This is a genomic window from Paenibacillus sp. FSL H7-689, assembly GCF_000517905.1.
Taxonomy (GTDB): Bacteria; Bacillota; Bacilli; order Paenibacillales; family Paenibacillaceae; genus Paenibacillus; species Paenibacillus amylolyticus.
This window is the reverse complement of record NZ_ASPU01000028.1, coordinates 409,925-428,147: the sequence shown is the minus strand read 5'-3', so window position 1 is coordinate 428,147 and position 18,223 is coordinate 409,925. Positions and strand designations below refer to the sequence as shown.

Here is an 18,223-nt window from a genome sequence, read left to right as displayed (position 1 = left end):
GATTTTACAATTAGGAAATATAAACTACTAGTTTTAGCCTAGTTTTTGCGAACCATTGAACCACACGGATTGGATTGACAAGGTATCTGAAATATTAGTGATCGGATCACCGTTTATGAGAATAAGATCAGCACGTGCACCTTCGGTAATCCGGCCACGATCTTGTAGACGAAAGCAACGGGCCGGTTTGGAAGTAGCCGACTGAAGAGCTTCGATCGGAGTGAACCCAGCCTTCACCAGCAGCTGCATTTCGTGATGAACACTGGCCCCATGAGCAAGACCACCAAGGTTCGGAACGGGAACCGGTGCGACATCCGTCCCTACAAGAATATCAACTCCGGCACGGTGAAGATCCATCACATTTTTAAAGCTGTTCTCCATATTGCCTTGTGGGAATGTATTGAAGCTTGAGTTCAAGATATCGATCCAATCAGGACTTAATTTGGAATGAACTCGTGGATCATTAGCCAATTCTGATGCCGGATTACCTATAATCGATGAATTCAACACCAAGCACGGTGTAACAAAAGCTCCAGAATCAGCTATGGATTTGACCAATTCGGACGTGTACTCGGGTCTGTCGATAAACAAGTGGCCCAAACCGTCGACTCCAAAATCGATGGCAGCTTTCGATGAAAGAGCCGTCAAAACGTGGGCAATGACCAACTTATCGAACTTGTGGGCTTCAGTAACGGCTGTTTTTAGAATCTCATCACTTAGAACAGGCAGGCCGGGTGCACCCATAACCGTTCCCTCTTCAATCATGATCTTAATATAGTCGGATCCATTCTCCACTTGGGTATGCACATGTTTGATCGCTTCATCAACCGTCGTCACTTGAGGTATTTCGTCGTGATCGTGAGCGTAGGCGGCTAACATTGCTTCCCGGTCTTCCTCCGATAGCTTCTCTAGTTCCTTTAATACGAATTCAGGTATTTCATCTCCATCAGGCAGCAATTCATCTGGGTGCCCACCAGGAGCGGTAATCGCCGTACCAGCAGATCGGACGTCTGCAATGTCATCCACATTTTTTAGCTGAATTTCGCGCCCTCTTTTAGTAAAATCGCCGTTCATTTCGAGTTCTGTTGTAACACCGAATTTTAAGGCATCTCGTAATCCGCCAATTGAGGTATGGACATGTGCATCAATCAGGCCGGGTATTAATGTCGCATTTTCTCCATCGATAATTGTTGCGTCGCTTGGGATGTCTCCGCCCACTGAAATAATGGACACCCCTTTAATGACAATATGTCTGGGAGCAATGATTTGATATCCATCAAAGATTCGTACATTTGTAATCGCCGTAATTTCTTTTAACCCAGCATTTTGATTTAATTTCTCCATCATAAATCCTCCTAATGTGTTTGTGACCGAACACTTCGGAGTATAACTGTTAGATATCTAACAGTCAATAGTATAACAATTGTTTGACAAGCCTACTGGGATCACTGTATATTTTAGCTACTTACAATTAGATTCCTAACAATTACAGAGGGGACGATGGACGGTCATGCCTTCCCGAGAAGATACGCCTTATATGGAGTTGTTTCAAATTATCGGTCTTAAGTTAAAGAAAAGAGCGGATGAGAGTATAAAAGAGCTAGGATTAAGTTCTCAACAAGGAAAAGTAATCGATTATATTTATGAGAATCAAGATAATCATATTATTCAAAAGGATCTTGCAGATCGGTTTCATCTGCGTGGGGCAAGCGTTACAAGCATGCTTCAAGGTCTAGAGCAAAAAGGTTTCATCGAACGTAAAATCCCGGCCAATAATGAACGGCAAAAAAATATTTATGTATTACCAAAAGCGGTTGACTTGATTGAAGACTTCAATAACTCATTTCAAAAAGTGGAGGATGAAATCGTTCAAGCCCTAAATGACGAGGAGAAGCAAATCTTAAAGAAATTACTGATCAGAATTAATGAACGCATATAATAGACGGGCAGGAGAAGTAAATGGTGGCCATAGAACACTGATGACATTGATTTCTCATCAGGAATTATTACTTACAATAGAACGGAAATCTTGGATCAAGAAGATATTTTTCAAGTCATTACTGCATCGTTTGAAAATCTTTCTATTTAAGGCGGTATATTAATGAACAAACTTGAAATTAAAATATCTAACTATAATCCCAAGTATGCTGAACATACAGTGAAAATGTGGAGAGATAGTAAGGAACGGGCAATTGGTCAGGCTGAAACCCATAGCTTCGAAAACCATCTATATTTTTTAAATCATATACTATCTAAACAGTATCAAATAGATTTAGCGTTAATTGATGAAAAAGTAGTTGGAATGATTGCCTATAGTGAAACTGAGATAAGCCAACTTTATATTCATATTGATTATCAAGGGAATGGAATAGGGCGAACCTTGCTTAATAAAGCAAAAGCACAAGCAAATGGAAAATTAACTTTATATACATTTGAAGTGAATAAAGATGCCCAAAAATTTTATGAGAATAATGGGTTTGAAATTACTGGTAGAGGACAAGAAAATGAAGAGAATTTACCTGATATACGATATGAATTGAAGTTGTAAGAATTGAAGTTGTAAAAATCGAACATAAAGTTACATTCAAAAAAGTGAACAGTCTGCAGGTTAGCAGGATGCTTGACCACCCAACCATTTTCACTGGAAATGTAATCCCATGTATTTGTCTTGACAGTAATTGAGTCTGACTCGTAATATTTGAAGTGGAGATGTAGGAAAGGGGACTCGCCGGACCATGTGGACTTCCTTGTAATGATTATCTAAACTGGATCGCTCGACTTGGTGTTTTGGTTATAACCACACGCCTGGTTTGTGATGCCGATCCGCAATCATTCAAGGGACGCGAGGAACCGTTTGAATCAAACCCGGGCGCGGATACTTGATGTATCCGCTTTTTGTTATACCTAGGATAATTCCATCTCCAATGAAAAATGGTTTTCTCCCTCCCTTATTAAACGGAGGTAATAAAATGACCAAACTATACGGAAAAACCGCTATTGTGACAGGCACAAGCCGCCCCGGAGGTATTGGAACCGCTGTCTGCCGCACGTTGGCACAAGAAGGCGCTAATGTGTTCTATACCCATCTGTACGATTACGATAAAACAGAGAATCCGGGGGATGCCGACAAAAACTGGCCGGATTTCTTTGCCGAAGAACTTCGCTCCTATGGCGTTAAGGTAGCGCATATGGAGGTCGATCTTACCGATCCCAATTCTCCAGCGCAACTGCTTGATGCATGCCGATCGGCTCTCGGGCTGCCGACCATTCTCGTCAACAACGCTACCTACAGTGTAGCAGCTGATTTCCGTCAATTAAATGCATCATTGATCGATGCGCACTGTGCAATGAACATTCGAGGTACATTCATGCTATCGGCCGAATTTGCGCGTATGCTGGAGGTTGAACTGGCCGTCCATCAGGACCTTTGCGGCGGCCGGATCATCAACCTCACGTCCGGTCAAGGTAAGGGGCCGATGCCTGGCAATCTCGCTTATGCCGCAACAAAAGGCGCTGTCTCCACCTTTACCGAATGTCTATCTGCTGAACTGGCTCCGTTTCACATTACTGTGAATGCGGTTGATCCCGGTCCTACCGATACGGGTTGGATGTCGGAAGAAGTGAAAAAATCTTTGCTACCGGGATTTCCGATGGGCAGGATCGGTCTTCCTGAAGATGTATCCCGTCTGATTGCTTTTCTCGCAAGCGACGATTCTCAATGGATCACCGGACAAATCATTCATTCTAGAGGTGGTTTCTAATTTCCATAAAACCAAAGGAGGCCGCCGATCAACAGGATCGGCGGCTTTATTCGACTACCGGGTGGAAACTACGCTTTGTGAAGAAGATGATGCAACGGTGGCGAAAGAAGCTTTACGTCAATACCCAATCAATTGGGTAAAACTTGTCGTCTCCGCCTTTTTAACGTCTTCGAAACGCTCCAGCGCGCGCCAGAGCATAGAAAATCAAGAGAGCAATGATTGACCCGACGATCGCGGGTATGATATGAAATCCACCCACCACAGGCCCCCTCGGTCCCAACAGTTCATACCCTAACCACGATCCAACAAAGCCAGCAATGATATTTCCAAGTACGCCTCCCGGCACGTCCCGTCCAATCAGATTTCCACTTAACCAGCCAATTAGCCCACCGACAATAAGTATCCAGATTAAATACACGAATTGGTCTCCCTTCCATTGATTTATTACAAGTTATGTTTCGTTAGGGGGAATGTTGCGGATCATCTGCGAATCGTCCACTAAACCATTTCCATTTTAATCCAAGGGTAGTAAAATCGGTTGTACCACCACTAGTATGAATGCTGGTGCAGATGGGGATGGAGATGGCCAGTATAGAAAGGAGGCGCTCAGGTGTTTATGTTTCGAAGTCCTTTTATTTTAGCCTTGTTGATGATGAGTCTGATGTCAGGCTTGTCTGCTTGTTCTGAGTCAGAGCAATCGGAAGATAAGGGTGCTTCGACAAAGGCTGACTTCACGGAGCAGATACAGAGCCTTAATCTGAATCTGGAAGAACCGTCATGGAAGCTGGATACCACCCCCGTGAATCTAACGTGGTTCGTTGGAGCCGAATGGTACGGGCATACTTGGGGTGAGAGCCTGACTTCCAAATATGTCACCCAAAAAACAGGGGTCAATATCGAATTTGAAGTATCAACTGGTGAACCAAGCGAGATGTTATCACGAATGTTGACGACCGGTAGTCTGCCGGATCTGATAACCATCGGCTCCTGGGAGAGTGCGGTTAACAAACTTCGGGAGAGTAATCTCGTCTATGCCCTGGATGAGCTAGCCGACCAGTATGATCCTTACTTTTACAAGGTAGCAGGTGATGGTGCTCTACAATGGTATCGGCAGGAAGACGGCCATACCTATATCATTCCCAATGATGCGTACAGTCCCGAACAGATGCGTTCAACCGGCTTGACGGGAGCGAACCAAACCTTTCTCGTACGTAAAGATCTGTATGAGTCGATGGACAAACCGGACCTTACCACACCAAAAGGTTTTTTAAATGCATTGCAACTGCTGAAGAATCAATATTCTGTTTATAAAGGTCAGCTGATCAGTCCGTTTTGGGCACAGGGGAATGCATCCTATGGGTTGACCGAATATTTGCAAAATCTGCTTGCGATCCCCCATGAACAGAACGGTAAAGTATACGACCGAATGACAGATCCCGATTATATGGAGTGGCTGAAAACATTTCGTACCGCTTACGAGCAGGGCCTGATTAATGTTGATTTTCTGGTCGACTCCAGTGCGCAGGTGCAGGAAAAAACCAACCATGCCCAATATTTTATGATGATTCGGGAATGGACAGACATATCGGACCTCAATTCGAAATTGGAAGTCCTTACGAATCAGAGTTCATACTATATCGCTGTAGATGGACCCCGGAGCAGCAGGGGGGAATCCGCCAAACTGTTTCCCGGCAGCATGGATGGCTGGATGGTTACGATGATTAGCAGATCCACGGAAAACCCTGAACGGGCCATTCGATTTTTGACCTATCTGGCCAGCGAAGAAGGCCAAAAGGATTTATTTTTGGGCAAAGAAGGTGAAACCTGGGAGATGAAGAACGGCAAACCGCAGTTGACAGCGGCAATGGTTCAGTTGCATGACACGGATAGGGAGCGGCTGGAAAAGGAATATGGCATTATGGATACCTACTGGATGCTGCGAAACCCTGCTTTCGTTAACAAGTGGAGACCAGAGAATGCCCCATCCATTAAGCAAATGGAGGAGTTCGCCAACCAACAGGCCGACCTGGACAGCGGCATCTATAAGGGACTAGATCCTATAGGGGATTCCGATATAGCGTTAGCCTGGTCACGTATTTCTCAGAATTGGGAAGAAGTACTGCCAGAACTGATTACAGCGAAGGATGAAGCTGCCTTTGACAAAATTTTTGAGAATTTTCTGATACGTCGTGTGAACTACGGCTTTAACCAGGTGATGGAATATCGCCAAGCTGAACTGGAACTGCGGAAAGCCAAGATAGCCAGATAACCATTCCTACTACATTGTTAATTATCAGCTAACTAGTAATATATGGTATAACAAAGGTGGTGAATACATTAGAATGAAATACCTACTAACGAGATTGAGGAAGCTATATCGCAATGCCCGTATATCCCAAAAGCTGTTTCTGGCATTTAGCCTGATGATTGCCATACCTGTTATTTTGATATCCTTTGTGTATATCCGCATGCAAGAAACCCAGCTATATAAGGATGCTATGGCAACGGGCAACAGCCACGTTTCATGGCTGAATGAACAATTGCGCAGAAGAATGGACATGATTGAGAACGCTTCCAATACAGCCCTTACTCAAAAGTCATTTGTGGATTTTATTCATTCCAATATGCTTGTGGATGGACTGCGTCTGGTGAAGTTTAAGCAGAACCAGTTTGAGCAAATGCTTAATATCATTCAAAGCAATGCGATGATCAGTGAGCTTAGCTTTTACGTTGATAACCCAAACTTGTATGAAATCTGGCCTGAAATCTATCATTATAAGAAATTTTGGCCGCAGGATTATTGGATAAAGCTACGGGACGAAGGTGGTGCGGCTTACCGTTTATTTTCTTTTAGGGATGGTGAACACACTTTATCCTACTATCGTCTGGTTCGCCTTCAAGGGCAGGAACAAAAGCGCCCTAGTATTATGGAAGTGCGAGTCCCGCACAGCATGTTTTTCAGCGACCTGCTCCAGGAGAGCAAGGGGGACTTCTTTTCGGTATTGATGAACGCAAGTGATCCTCCCCAGTATGTTTACAATCCCCAGCATGAGTTTTCTGAGAAGTACGGGCAGGGGATGGAGGAGATCCTTGGCAGTATTTATCACCAGCTGGATATAGTGCCGCAGGAAAACCCACTTCTGGTTAAGGTGGGTGGTCAGAGCTTCTATGCATTGTATCGATACATCGCTCCGTTGAACACTTATGTGGTCGAGATTGCTTCCCATCAGGCATTGATGAAGGGGCCGCGCAGTTGGTATGCATTTGTGGTAACGATTACATTATGTGTATTGCTGCTGATTATGCTACTTGTATCCCAAACGACGCGGCGTATTTTCCGGCGGTTGGACAGCGTACTGGTATCCATGCGTCAGGTACGGAAAGGCGAGCTGGATTCAATGATTGATACAGGCCTTGATGAGAACGAAAGAGGGGATGAAATCGATGAGGTGGCGGTGAATTACAATAAAATGTTACATGAGGTCAAACGTCTAATGACACAGGTCGTGGATAAACAGTTAATTGCCAAAAACGCACAGTTGCATTCCCTGCATTCGCAGATTAATTCTCATTTTTTATATAACGCCCTGGAATCGATCCGTATGGTGGCAGAGGTACAGAGGCAGCCTGCTATAGCCAATTCATTGGTGTCGTTGGGCTCCCAGCTACGTTACAGCATGCAGTGGCGCAGCGATACTGTTGCTTTTCGTGAGGAGCTTGCCAATATCCAAAATTATATTGAATTTATCAACTTTATGGAGGGCGGCAGTATCGTTATGACGGCGGATCTTCCTCAGGAGATACTTCGCTACGCCATTCCCAAGATGTGTATGCAGCCTATCGTTGAAAATGTAGTTCATCACGGGGCACCTTCAGGCGGCAGGGTAACTATAGAGATTACCTTTTCTGTGGAGAATGACGGTCTGCTTTTCATTAACATAAGAGATGACGGAAAGGGGTTAGAGCCTGAGATGTTACACCGTCTTCAGGCATTACTGAGGAGCGAATCGGATACACCGATGGTTACAAGCAGGAGCGGACTTGGTTTGGAAAACGTGAATAAGCGATTGCAGCTTCATTATGGCAAGAATTGCGGTCTTTGGATTGATAGTGTGCAAGGTGCATATACCTGCGTAACGATACGCTTGCCTTGGGAAAATGTAAATCTTGGAGGGTGGTAGAGCATGATTAATATCCTGATTGTGGACGATCAAAAACACATTCGTGACGGCCTGCAGGCCATGCTGCATCAATTTCCTCTGGAGCTGAACAACATATACTGTGCCGCGAGTGGGATTGAGGCGCTGTGCCTATTGCGGCAGCATTGCATTCACATCGTTATTACCGATATTAGGATGCCCGATATGGATGGGTTGACGCTCATGGCTCAAACCACAGAGGAATACATGGATGTGGAATACCTCATTATCAGCGGTTATAGTGATTTTACATATGCCCAAAAAGCGATCGGGCTTGGTGCAAAGGGTTACTTGCTCAAACCTTTGAAGCGAGAGGATCTGCAACATTCCCTGGAGCATGTATGGCAAGAGATCCAGACACGGCAGGCACTTACGCATAATATGCAGCGTGTATCCCGCCTCGCCCAAGAGACCGATCGTAAAGAATTAAGAATGTTTATGCAAGGTGCGTTAAGTGATGACGCATGGATCCTTCAGATTGAGGAACAAAATGATGCGTTATGGCGTAATTATCGTCTAGCCCTGCTGCGGGAAGAAGTTTACATTAACCAGCCCGGAGCCAGCAGCGCCCATAGCATGGAAGTCATTGCTTATCGTGTGTTTGGTAGACAAGGTTGTATTTGCCTGCAACATCGCCCCTACCTGATCCTTGCGGTGGATGCGTCCATAGATTCAAGTGTTTTGCCTGCAGCGCTCAAGGAAGGAAAGATCAATGCCATAACGGCCATGACTAACCCGATTCAGGGGTTAAAAGAACTACCCGACAGCTATACCCAAGTACTTGAGCTCTATCGCCACAGTTATCTGTTTCCTGATCAGTACAGTATCTTCCCAGCACATATTGAGCATATGGAACAGCAGTGGCAACTTCCCTATGAAGACTTATATGAACTGTTCCAGTCGATTGGAACAGATAACAGCGGAACAATTACTCAGGGTATTTCTGCAATATTTCACAAAAAGGTGCTGCAACGCTATCCTATTCGCTATACCCAACAGCTCTGCGCCGCCACCGTTCAGATGATGGAGGAATACGAACGAGTTATCCACCCTTATATGGGGGAAGAAGTGCTGGACCTTGAATCATTGCGTAATCTCTTTGATTATCAAGGGATGCGTGAGTATATACAAGCACTGCAACAGCAGCTGCTTCGGTTGAATCAGTTATATTATGACTATAAGTGCAGCTATCGCCATTCGCAGGATCTAAATGAAGCCATTCGTTTTATACACGAGAGTTACCACAAACCGCTGGACCTCGCGATGGTATCCAATCATGTATCGCTTAATTATGCTTATTTTTCAAATCTGTTTAAGAAGAATATTGGTAAAGGTTTTGCTGAATACCTACGAGATGTGCGTCTGGATAAAGCGCGGCGGCTTCTCGCCGAAACCGATCATAAAATTGTGGAGGTGGCTGCTATGGTTGGCTATGAAAGCTATAAAAGCTTTACACGCGCGTTCCGACTTGTGATGCAGATCCAACCCACAGAGTACCGACAGATGATGCGGCAGAAGGCAGATTGAATCAAAAGCCAAAAAAATGGGATACCACAAAAACAATTGTACCTTTTCAGCGAATTAATCTATTCGATAGAATAAAGATACCCCTTCATGTAAGCGATTTCCTTAATGCGCATGGATTGGGAGAAGCTAATATTTTATTAAAGGAGGACTATCATGAAACCATCTCACTTTGCGGCGAAACGGTTTATGAAAAAGGTACTCGGTATGTTCCTTGTGGTTGTGATGCTGGCTAGTATTGGCATACTGCCACCTTCAAAGGTTCAGGCAGCGGGAACTACCGTAACCTCAATGGAGTACTTCTCACCAGTAGACGGGCCTGTTATTTCAAAATCGGGGGTTGGCAAGGCCAGCTACGGATTTGTTATGCCTAAGTTCAATGGAGGCTCCGCGACATGGAATGATGTTTACAGTGATGTAGGCGTTAATGTAAAAGTGGGCAACAACTGGGTTGATATCGACCAGGCAGGCGGTTATATCTATAACCAAAACTGGGGGCACTGGAGCGATGGCGGCTTCAATGGTTATTGGTTCACCCTCTCCGCAACAACGGAGATCCAACTGTACTCCAAAGCGAATGGTGTTAAACTGGAGTATCAACTTGTATTCCAAAACATCAACAAAACAACTATCACAGCGATGAATGCGACACAAGGTCCACAAATCACAGCAAGTTTCACAGGCGGTGCAGGCTTTACATATCCAACGTTCAACAATAATTCTGCGGTCACTTATGAAGCTGTTGCGGATGATTTGAAGGTATATGTCAAACCTGTAAACAGCAACACCTGGATTGATATTGACAATAACGCAGCCAGCGGATGGATCTACGATCACAATTTTGGCCAATTCACGGATGGCGGCGGTGGGTACTGGTTTAACGTAACGGAGTCGATCAATGTCAAATTGGAATCAAAGACTTCTTCAACTAACCTTGTTTATACCATTACGTTTAATGAACCTACAAGAAATTCATATGTCATTACGCCATACGAAGGAACAACCTTCACAGCAGATGCGAATGGTTCCATTGGGGTTCCGCTTCCCAAAATTGATGGGGGCGCGCCAATCGCCAAGGAACTAGGCAACTTCGTATACCAGATTAACATCAATGGGCAATGGGTTGATTTGAGTAACTCCAGCCAGAGCAAATTTGCATACTCCGGTAATGGGTATAACAATATGTCCGATGCCGACCAGTGGGGTTACTGGGCCGATTATATCTATGGTCTTTGGTTCCAGCCAATCCAAGAAAATATGCAGATCCGTATCGGATATCCGCTGAACGGACAGGCGGGTGGAAATATCGGCAACAACTTCGTCAACTATACCTTCATCGGCAATCCAAATGCCCCGCGTCCGGATGTATCCGATCAAGAGGATATCTCAATCGGAACGCCAACCGACCCGGCAATCGCGGGCATGAACCTCATTTGGCAGGATGAATTCAACGGAACTACGCTGGATACAAATAAATGGAACTATGAAACAGGATATTATCTCAATAACGATCCCGGTACTTGGGGATGGGGAAATGCAGAACTGCAGCACTACACAAACAGCACTCAAAATGTTTATGTACAGGACGGGAAGCTGAATATCAAAGCCATGAACGATAGCAAATCTTTCCCACAAGACCCGAATCGGTATGCACAGTATTCTTCGGGAAAGATTAACACCAAGGATAAGCTGTCCTTGAAATACGGCAGAGTCGATTTTCGTGCCAAGCTTCCTACAGGTGATGGTGTATGGCCAGCACTGTGGATGCTTCCAAAAGATTCAGTATACGGCACTTGGGCTGCATCAGGTGAAATTGATGTTATGGAAGCGAGAGGCCGTCTGCCTGGATCAGTAAGCGGTACCATACACTTTGGTGGACAATGGCCCGGGAACCAGTATTCCGGCGGCGATTATCACTTCCCGGAGGGGCAAACTTTTGCCAATGATTATCATGTATACTCGGTAGTCTGGGAAGAGGACAACATTAAATGGTATGTAGACGGCAAGTTTTACTATAAAGTCACTAACGAGCAGTGGTATTCCGCAGCTGCACCGAATAATCCGAATGCACCTTTCGATGAGCCGTTCTACCTCATTATGAACTTGGCAGTCGGCGGAAACTTTGACGGCGGCCGTACCCCGAACGCCTCCGATATCCCGGCGACGATGCAAGTGGATTATGTGCGCGTGTATAAAGAACAGTGATTTGCGATTTCGGATAGAGCGAATGAAGATCAGATGGAACAGATGCTGGGCAAACCGGACCTGAAATCTCATACTCTAAAATAGGCTTACGACCGATTCCCAATATTTCTACCTGGGAATCGGTCGTTTAAATTTAGACTTGATAATTTAGTTCATCGGCTGCAACTCTTGTCGAAGGACAAAAACATAGGTAACATACTGGTTACCTGAATAACCAGAAAATGATTCCTAGACGCAACATAGATACAATAATAATGGAAAAATAAGATACATCATTAGGAGGAAATATGAATCAGAAAGAATTTGAATCAGTCATCAACCTCCCTGCAAATATTCGTTATGAATACTTCATCAAAAAAGTAGTGGATTCAGAAGAAGTGTGGGGGCTTTATGAGAATGGTTGGTCAGTTACTGAAGATGAAAAAGGTAATAAATCACTTCCATTTTGGCCTAAGAAAGAATTCGCGGAATACTGTGCAACTGATGGTTGGGAAATTTACTCAAGTAAAAGTATGGATTTGTACGAGTTCATAGACGATTTTCTACCCAATTTTAAAAAAGAGGGTTTTAAACCTTCAATATTCTTAAATAATGCTGATTCTGCTGTATTAGAAGTCGATATACTAATTGAGGATTTAAAGACAGAACTTGAAAAATACTAACTTAAAACCTCAACGAAGGAGTTTGGAAAACCGTGAAAAATACGAGACGTAAACGAATAAAATTGGGTGATATCTACGCTATACCTCTGCCTAACGCTAAGTTTGCCTTTGGGAGAAGGCTTAAAGATGCCAGCATTGCAATCTATAATGTGATAAGTGACACGATAGAAGAGATACCTCAAGAAGAGGAATACCAATTTATCGTGGGTGTATATGATGATGTACTGAAATCAGGTGATTGGCGGGTCGTTGAAAATCGTCCGTTCCCGGATGAAGAAGAGGCTTGGCCCCCACCTGCCTGTATCATTGATAAGATATCAGGAGAATATTTGACTTATCATATGGGAGAGATTAGACCTTCTAAAAGCGAAGAATGCGAAGGATTAGAGATTGCGGCTGTTTGGGAAGCCCATCATATTGTTGATAGAATAATGGGAGATGATAAGCGGCACCGAGACCCGAATAAATAGTGTACGAGTATACCATCTATGGTTCCAGAGATCAGGTGTAGCGGTTTAAACCGCTTTTTCACTTTCCAATACTAACATTAAGTCACGGCCTACATACGTTTCTATAGGGGTAACACCAAGCGCTTCAACCATTTGCTCTGTTAAAGTACACTCTTCTGGCATCTTATATAAACAAAATCAACCGAGCCAAGCCCTCCTTTTACAAAGAGGGGTTTGGCTTGTTTTGCATTCAGATGTAAGTAATGCAAAGTGAACTTGACACATAATGCAAAGTGAACTATGCTAAAAATGTAAAGTAAACATTGCAAGGACGTGATCACTTGAAGACAAGAATTGCAGAACTGCGTAAGCAGCATAAGCTGTCACAGGAAGAGCTGGGACGAATTGTTGGTGTTACCCGGCAAACCATTACCTCTCTTGAAAGGGGAAAATACACGGCTTCCCTTATTCTTGCTTACAAAATTGCCAACTTTTTTGGACTCGCCATTGAAGATGTTTTTGATTTCAGCGAAGTGGAGGAAATGTAAATGGACAAGTACAAGATTAAAGTAAAAACTCGCAAAAACGTACTGTCACTGGTAGCGGCTGCTACCCTATTGATCTATGTAGGACTTATATTTTACCGAGGTGGACTACCCGATTTACCTAGTTTTATAAAGGGATTTCACACAGGCGCTTTTATCGGGGTTGAAGTGGCCGTCGCTTTTTTCCTCGTCAGGTATATAAAAGCCAGTAATAATGAAGCCGAGCTGAAGAAGCAGTATATTGAGGAGAATGACGAGCGGAGTGTAATGATACTCCAGAGAGCCGGCACACTCAGCACAGCAATCATTCTCATTGGTATGGGCATTGCCTCCGTGATCGCCGGTTTCTTTAATCCCTTGATATTCTATACCTTACTAACTTGCTTATTATTTGTTTTAATCGTATTTTTTGCACTGTGGATGTTTTATGCGAGAAAAATTTAAGGTTTAGATCAAAGCAGTGGAGAGAGGTGGATGTTTACCGGATATCGATTTACGGACAGGTTATTTTCGGTATATGGTATTATTTGTTTGATGGAGTAAAATAAAGGGTGAGACTAACATGAGTCAGCGTTTCCCAATAAAGGTAAGCATAACGATCAAAGGCTTAAAAGGGAGTGAACTATATTAAAATACAGCATCCCTATTTACGACAAATTCAGCTTAAGAGGCAACAAGTACCCACCTATAATCGTTACCCCTTTGATTTGGCGGTCATTCGAAACCTAAATACTCTTGATTTCCACCCCAAGGTAACCTATATCGTAGGTGAAAATGGAATGGGCAAATCAACACTGATGGAGTCCATTGCTGTCGCATGGGGATTTAACCCGGAGGGTGGGACGATCAACTTTTCCTTCTCAACCCTGGCTACTCACTCGAGTTTATATGAATATATACAATTGATCAGAGGTCCGCGACGCCCGAGGGATGGCTTCTTCTTCCGGGCAGAGAGTTATTATAATTTAGCCACAACGATCGATGAGTTGGACAGTCAACCTTCATTCGGTCGCCCTATTCGCCCTATTAAAGATTCGTACGGTGGCAAATCCTTGCATGAGCAATCGCACGGAGAGTCGTTCTTTTCCACTTTCATTCATCGGTTCGGAGAGAATGGATTATATATACTGGATGAGCCTGAGGCTGCATTGTCTCCCCTTCGCCAAATGGCGATGCTGACACGAATCCATGAACTTGTTTTGCAAAACTCTCAATTTATAATTGCGACCCATTCCCCAATCCTTATGGCATATCCAGATTCGATTATTTACAATCTAAAGCCGGATGGTATCGAGGTCCAAGTATTGGAAGAAACCGACCATTATATGATTATGAAAGAGTTTGTAAATAACAAGGATCGGATGCTCAGAGAGTTATTTGAAGAAGCTTAAGATTAATTCCACTACTATCCTATGGAATCTAAAAGCTTAAGAGAGATCGTTACAAAGAAAGCGATCTATTGTCGAGATTAAGCTACCGGGAAACGTTAGCTTAATCAAACTTAATAAGGCATCAAATTGATCATCTGCTGATTTCAACTAGCGGACTGACAACAGGGATCGTTGCAGAAATGCTAACGATCCTTTTTTGTATATGTTTACGTATGAGTATTTAAATCACGAAAAAGGGCTCCTCCGTAGACTAGGACGCCCCAAGTGCAGGTCAGCGATCACGTACCTGGATATAAAGGGAAAACAGTGGGTGTTGCCCAACAAAGTGACGTTTTTATTTTTCACAGTCCGATCGGTAATTTTGGTGATGCTGAGTATCTACATGCTGTAAGCTTAGTAGAAGTGACTTTGTAGAACCATTCAAACGCTCTACACAGAGAAACAACGGATCGAACAGGAAGAACGGTACAACTATATTGGACTGTTATGGAAAAATAAGGATATAAAGCCACTGCTTCTATATATTTTAAAACAGAAGATTCTATTTTCTAGCATGGGTGCTTGTAGGGGGGGATGCATGTTTCATTATTTTCTGAAGATAAGCAGAAACATTGTTAGGATTGTAACTGCGAAGCATTCGTCCTAAATCGAGGAAGTATAAATATACTACTCACTATTTTCATCATCTAATCGCCGACGAAATATCAAAGCCGAAACAGCAAATATAATAAAAGATAATGTTGAAGCAACAGTAACCATCTTCAACACACTTCCTATTGGGGGGTTAAACAACAGAGCAATTGAGACGATTAAAACAGCACCTGTTAAACCCATTCCCAAAATCGAGATCGCTAAAATCTTGTTCATCAAATCACCTCACAGGTTGAAATAGAGTTTCTCATTGCATAATAATAGTTTAATACATGATGAATTAGTATAGAATGTAACAAAAAGTATAGCAAAGATTTAGTAGCGATTGCTTCCGAGAATGGGGAAGCAATCGCTATGTTTTTTGCGGATTTTTTTATTCTTTGTCCGCCACATGTGTACAAAAAATAAAAATGATGATACATTGAAATTAGTTTATTTCCTTTTATAACAGGTTTTTTTGAAGAATACTGTGTCTCCTGTACGAGGACATGCGTATATCGAGGAGGGAATGGAATGTCAAGTCAAGCATTGGACCAATTTTTAAGTTCGAACATCGAAGATCTAAAGACTAAAGGTCTATATAACGTCATCGATACGCTGCAGGGTGCAAATGGTCCTGTTATTCGTATCAACGGAAAGTCCTTAATCAATTTGTCTTCCAATAACTATTTGGGACTGGCAACAGATCACCGCCTGATTGATGCTTCAGTTAAGGCGTCGCAGACATACGGGGCAGGCGCAGGGGCTGTGAGAACAATTAATGGTACGATGGATCTTCATATTGAGCTTGAAGAAAAACTGGCCCGTTTCAAAAAAACGGAAGCCGTTATCGTGTATCAATCGGGATTTAACTGCAATATGGCTGCTATATCCGCGGTAATGGACCAGCATGATGCGATTTTATCAGATGAGCTGAACCACGCTTCGATTATTGATGGCTGCCGCCTGTCGAGAGCCAAGGTGATTCGCTTTAAGCATTCGGATATGAATGATTTAAGACAACAGGCGAAAGATGCCAAGGAATCTGGTCAATACCATAAAATTATGGTCATCACCGACGGGGTTTTCTCCATGGATGGTGATATAGCAAAGCTGCCTGAAATCGTGAAAATAGCAGAAGAATTCGATCTGATTACTTATGTGGATGATGCCCACGGTTCGGGCGTTCTCGGAGCAGGTGCGGGAACCGTGAAGCATTTTGGATTGTCCGACCGCATTGACTTTCAAATTGGTACTCTTTCCAAGGCGATTGGCGTTGTCGGCGGTTATGTGGCGGGTAAAAAACAACTGATCGAATGGTTGAAGCTGAGAAGCCGTCCGTTTCTGTTCTCGACATCGCTACCTCCGGCTGCAATCGCTTCTTGCAGCGCTTCTGTCGACATTTTGATGAATGACAAAGAGCTGATCGAGAAGCTGTGGGAGAACGGCAATGATTTGAAAAATGGCTTGAGCCGGCTTGGATATGATGTAGGCCAAAGCGAAACTCCGATCACACCTTGTATCATTGGCGATGAAGTAACCACCCAACAGTTCAGCAAACGGCTTTATGAAGAAGGCGTTTACGCCAAGGCAATCCTGTTTCCGACGGTTCCGAAAGGAACCGGAAGAATACGCAACATGCCGACAGCTGCCCATACCAAGGAGATGCTCGACCAGGTGATCTCCGTTTATGAGAAAGTTGGCAAGGAAATGAAGCTGATTTAGCTCATTCGCGGGAGTACATTTCGGGAGGAATGTCTTATGAACAAGATTTTGGTGACCGGAGCACTGGGCCAAATCGGTTCTGAGTTAGTTGTTAAATTACGTGAAATTTATGGTGCGGATCACGTCGTTGCTACGGATCTCAGGTCATCAGCCCACGAAATTACCCGATCGGGGCCATTCGAGCTGCTGGACGTGACGAATGATAAGGCGATGTTCGAAATCGCCAAGCGGTACGAAGTTGATACCGTTATCCATTTGGCTGCGCTGCTGTCGGCTACCGCAGAGGAGAAACCGCTACTTGCCTGGAATTTGAATATGGGTGGATTGATGAATGCACTTGAAATATCCAGGGAGCTCGGCTGCCAATTTTTCACTCCAAGCTCCATTGGATCTTTTGGTCCTTTGACTCCGAAAGACAATACCCCTCAGGATACGATCCAGAGGCCCAATACGATGTACGGCGTGAACAAAGTGTCCGGCGAACTGCTTTGTGATTATTATTTTCACAAATACGGCCTGGATACTAGGGGACTGCGATTCCCGGGTTTGATATCTTATATGACGCCTCCCGGCGGAGGAACGACGGATTACGCCGTGGAAATTTATTACGCAGCCGTGACGGCTGGCCGATATACATCTTATATCGCCAAGGACTCAAACATGGACATGATGTATATGCCGGATGCCCTGAACGCTATCATCGATTTGATGGAAGCGGATTCTTCCCGGTTGATGCACCGAAATTCATTTAATGTCACCGCAATGAGCGTGGATCCGGAGGCGATCGCTGCAGCGATTCGGGATGAGCTTCCCGGCTTTATCCTCGATTATGACGTTGATCCAAAGAGACAGGCGATTGCCGATAGCTGGCCGCATTCCATTGATGCGACGGCAGCGAAAACAGAATGGGGATTTCATGCTCGCTACGACCTGAAGGCCATGACGAAGGATATGCTTTCACATCTAAGCGAGAGACAAATGCTTCGCAAGGCTTAAAGTTATTATGAATTCGATCGAAGAGTGACATCGCTAAAAAAAGCAATTCGGATTAAATCCGAATTGCTTTTTTACTGCAAGAAAGGGGAATTTATAAAAAAACTGTCGAGGGACAAGAACATTGTGTCATTACGGA

The 18,223-nt window shown here is 43.9% G+C and carries 17 protein-coding genes; 14 read left to right on the top strand and 3 right to left on the bottom strand.

From position 1 onward, the window contains the following. Positions 1 to 33: 33 nt before the first annotated feature. Positions 34 to 1,344 (bottom strand): amidohydrolase family protein, encoded by a 1,311-nt coding sequence (locus C170_RS21520; RefSeq protein WP_036613916.1) that lies wholly within the window; start codon positions 1,342 to 1,344, stop codon positions 34 to 36. Positions 1,345 to 1,510: 166 nt separating this feature from the next. Between C170_RS21520 and C170_RS21515 the strand changes: the two genes are divergently transcribed. From C170_RS21515 to C170_RS21505, 3 genes are all read left to right on the top strand, one after another. Continuing rightward, a complete protein-coding gene (locus C170_RS21515; RefSeq protein WP_036613915.1) occupies positions 1,511 to 1,939 on the top strand; it encodes a MarR family winged helix-turn-helix transcriptional regulator in 429 nt (142 codons plus the stop codon). A gap of 162 nt (positions 1,940 to 2,101) precedes the next feature. Beyond that, positions 2,102 to 2,548, top strand: coding sequence for a GNAT family N-acetyltransferase (locus C170_RS21510; protein ID WP_036613913.1), 447 nt, complete (start codon positions 2,102 to 2,104; stop codon positions 2,546 to 2,548). Between the two features lie 421 nt (positions 2,549 to 2,969). Beyond that, positions 2,970 to 3,761, top strand: a complete 792-nt coding sequence (locus C170_RS21505) for an SDR family oxidoreductase (RefSeq protein ID WP_036613912.1) — start codon at positions 2,970 to 2,972, stop codon at positions 3,759 to 3,761. 160 nt (positions 3,762 to 3,921) lie between these two features. Here the strand turns inward: C170_RS21505 and C170_RS21500 are convergent, their stop codons facing one another. Next, positions 3,922 to 4,179, bottom strand: coding sequence for a GlsB/YeaQ/YmgE family stress response membrane protein (locus C170_RS21500; RefSeq protein WP_036613911.1), 258 nt, complete (start codon positions 4,177 to 4,179; stop codon positions 3,922 to 3,924). 198 nt (positions 4,180 to 4,377) lie between these two features. Here C170_RS21500 and C170_RS21495 point away from each other — a divergent pair, with 198 nt between their 5' ends. The 9 genes from C170_RS21495 (at position 4,378) to C170_RS21455 (ending at position 14,736) form a co-directional block, all read left to right on the top strand. Next, positions 4,378 to 6,030, top strand: coding sequence for an extracellular solute-binding protein (locus tag C170_RS21495; RefSeq protein WP_036614016.1), 1,653 nt, complete (start codon positions 4,378 to 4,380; stop codon positions 6,028 to 6,030). 73 nt (positions 6,031 to 6,103) lie between these two features. Next, the gene (locus tag C170_RS21490; protein WP_036613909.1) at positions 6,104 to 7,942 is read left to right on the top strand and encodes a sensor histidine kinase; all 1,839 of its coding nucleotides are present in this window, start codon (positions 6,104 to 6,106) and stop codon (positions 7,940 to 7,942) included. A 3-nt stretch (positions 7,943 to 7,945) separates the two neighbouring features. Continuing rightward, positions 7,946 to 9,487: a response regulator gene (locus C170_RS21485; protein ID WP_036613907.1), complete on the top strand. Its 1,542-nt coding sequence runs from the start codon at positions 7,946 to 7,948 to the stop codon at positions 9,485 to 9,487. Positions 9,488 to 9,640: 153 nt separating this feature from the next. Continuing rightward, positions 9,641 to 11,689 (top strand): glycoside hydrolase family 16 protein, encoded by a 2,049-nt coding sequence (locus C170_RS21480; RefSeq protein ID WP_036613905.1) that lies wholly within the window; start codon positions 9,641 to 9,643, stop codon positions 11,687 to 11,689. Between the two features lie 287 nt (positions 11,690 to 11,976). After that, on the top strand, positions 11,977 to 12,351 hold the full coding sequence (locus C170_RS21475; RefSeq protein ID WP_036613903.1) for a DUF2750 domain-containing protein: 375 nt from the start codon (positions 11,977 to 11,979) through the stop codon (positions 12,349 to 12,351). Positions 12,352 to 12,383: 32 nt separating this feature from the next. Then, a complete protein-coding gene (locus C170_RS21470) occupies positions 12,384 to 12,821 on the top strand; it encodes an Imm26 family immunity protein (protein ID WP_036613901.1) in 438 nt (145 codons plus the stop codon). Positions 12,822 to 13,141: 320 nt separating this feature from the next. Further along, entirely contained in the window at positions 13,142 to 13,348 is a 207-nt protein-coding gene (locus tag C170_RS21465; RefSeq protein WP_036613900.1) for a helix-turn-helix transcriptional regulator, read from the top strand. After that, positions 13,349 to 13,789 (top strand): hypothetical protein, encoded by a 441-nt coding sequence (locus C170_RS21460; RefSeq protein ID WP_036613899.1) that lies wholly within the window; start codon positions 13,349 to 13,351, stop codon positions 13,787 to 13,789. A 188-nt stretch (positions 13,790 to 13,977) separates the two neighbouring features. Further along, on the top strand, positions 13,978 to 14,736 hold the full coding sequence (locus tag C170_RS21455; protein ID WP_442789465.1) for an AAA family ATPase: 759 nt from the start codon (positions 13,978 to 13,980) through the stop codon (positions 14,734 to 14,736). A gap of 666 nt (positions 14,737 to 15,402) precedes the next feature. Here the strand turns inward: C170_RS21455 and C170_RS21450 are convergent. Continuing rightward, the gene (locus C170_RS21450; protein ID WP_036613897.1) at positions 15,403 to 15,603 is read right to left on the bottom strand and encodes a hypothetical protein; all 201 of its coding nucleotides are present in this window, start codon (positions 15,601 to 15,603) and stop codon (positions 15,403 to 15,405) included. A 297-nt stretch (positions 15,604 to 15,900) separates the two neighbouring features. Between C170_RS21450 and C170_RS21445 the strand changes: the two genes are divergently transcribed. Then, positions 15,901 to 17,091, top strand: a complete 1,191-nt coding sequence (locus C170_RS21445) for a glycine C-acetyltransferase (protein ID WP_036613896.1) — start codon at positions 15,901 to 15,903, stop codon at positions 17,089 to 17,091. A 36-nt stretch (positions 17,092 to 17,127) separates the two neighbouring features. Continuing rightward, positions 17,128 to 18,087 (top strand): L-threonine 3-dehydrogenase, encoded by a 960-nt coding sequence (locus C170_RS21440; RefSeq protein WP_036613895.1) that lies wholly within the window; start codon positions 17,128 to 17,130, stop codon positions 18,085 to 18,087. Positions 18,088 to 18,223 lie beyond the last annotated feature (136 nt).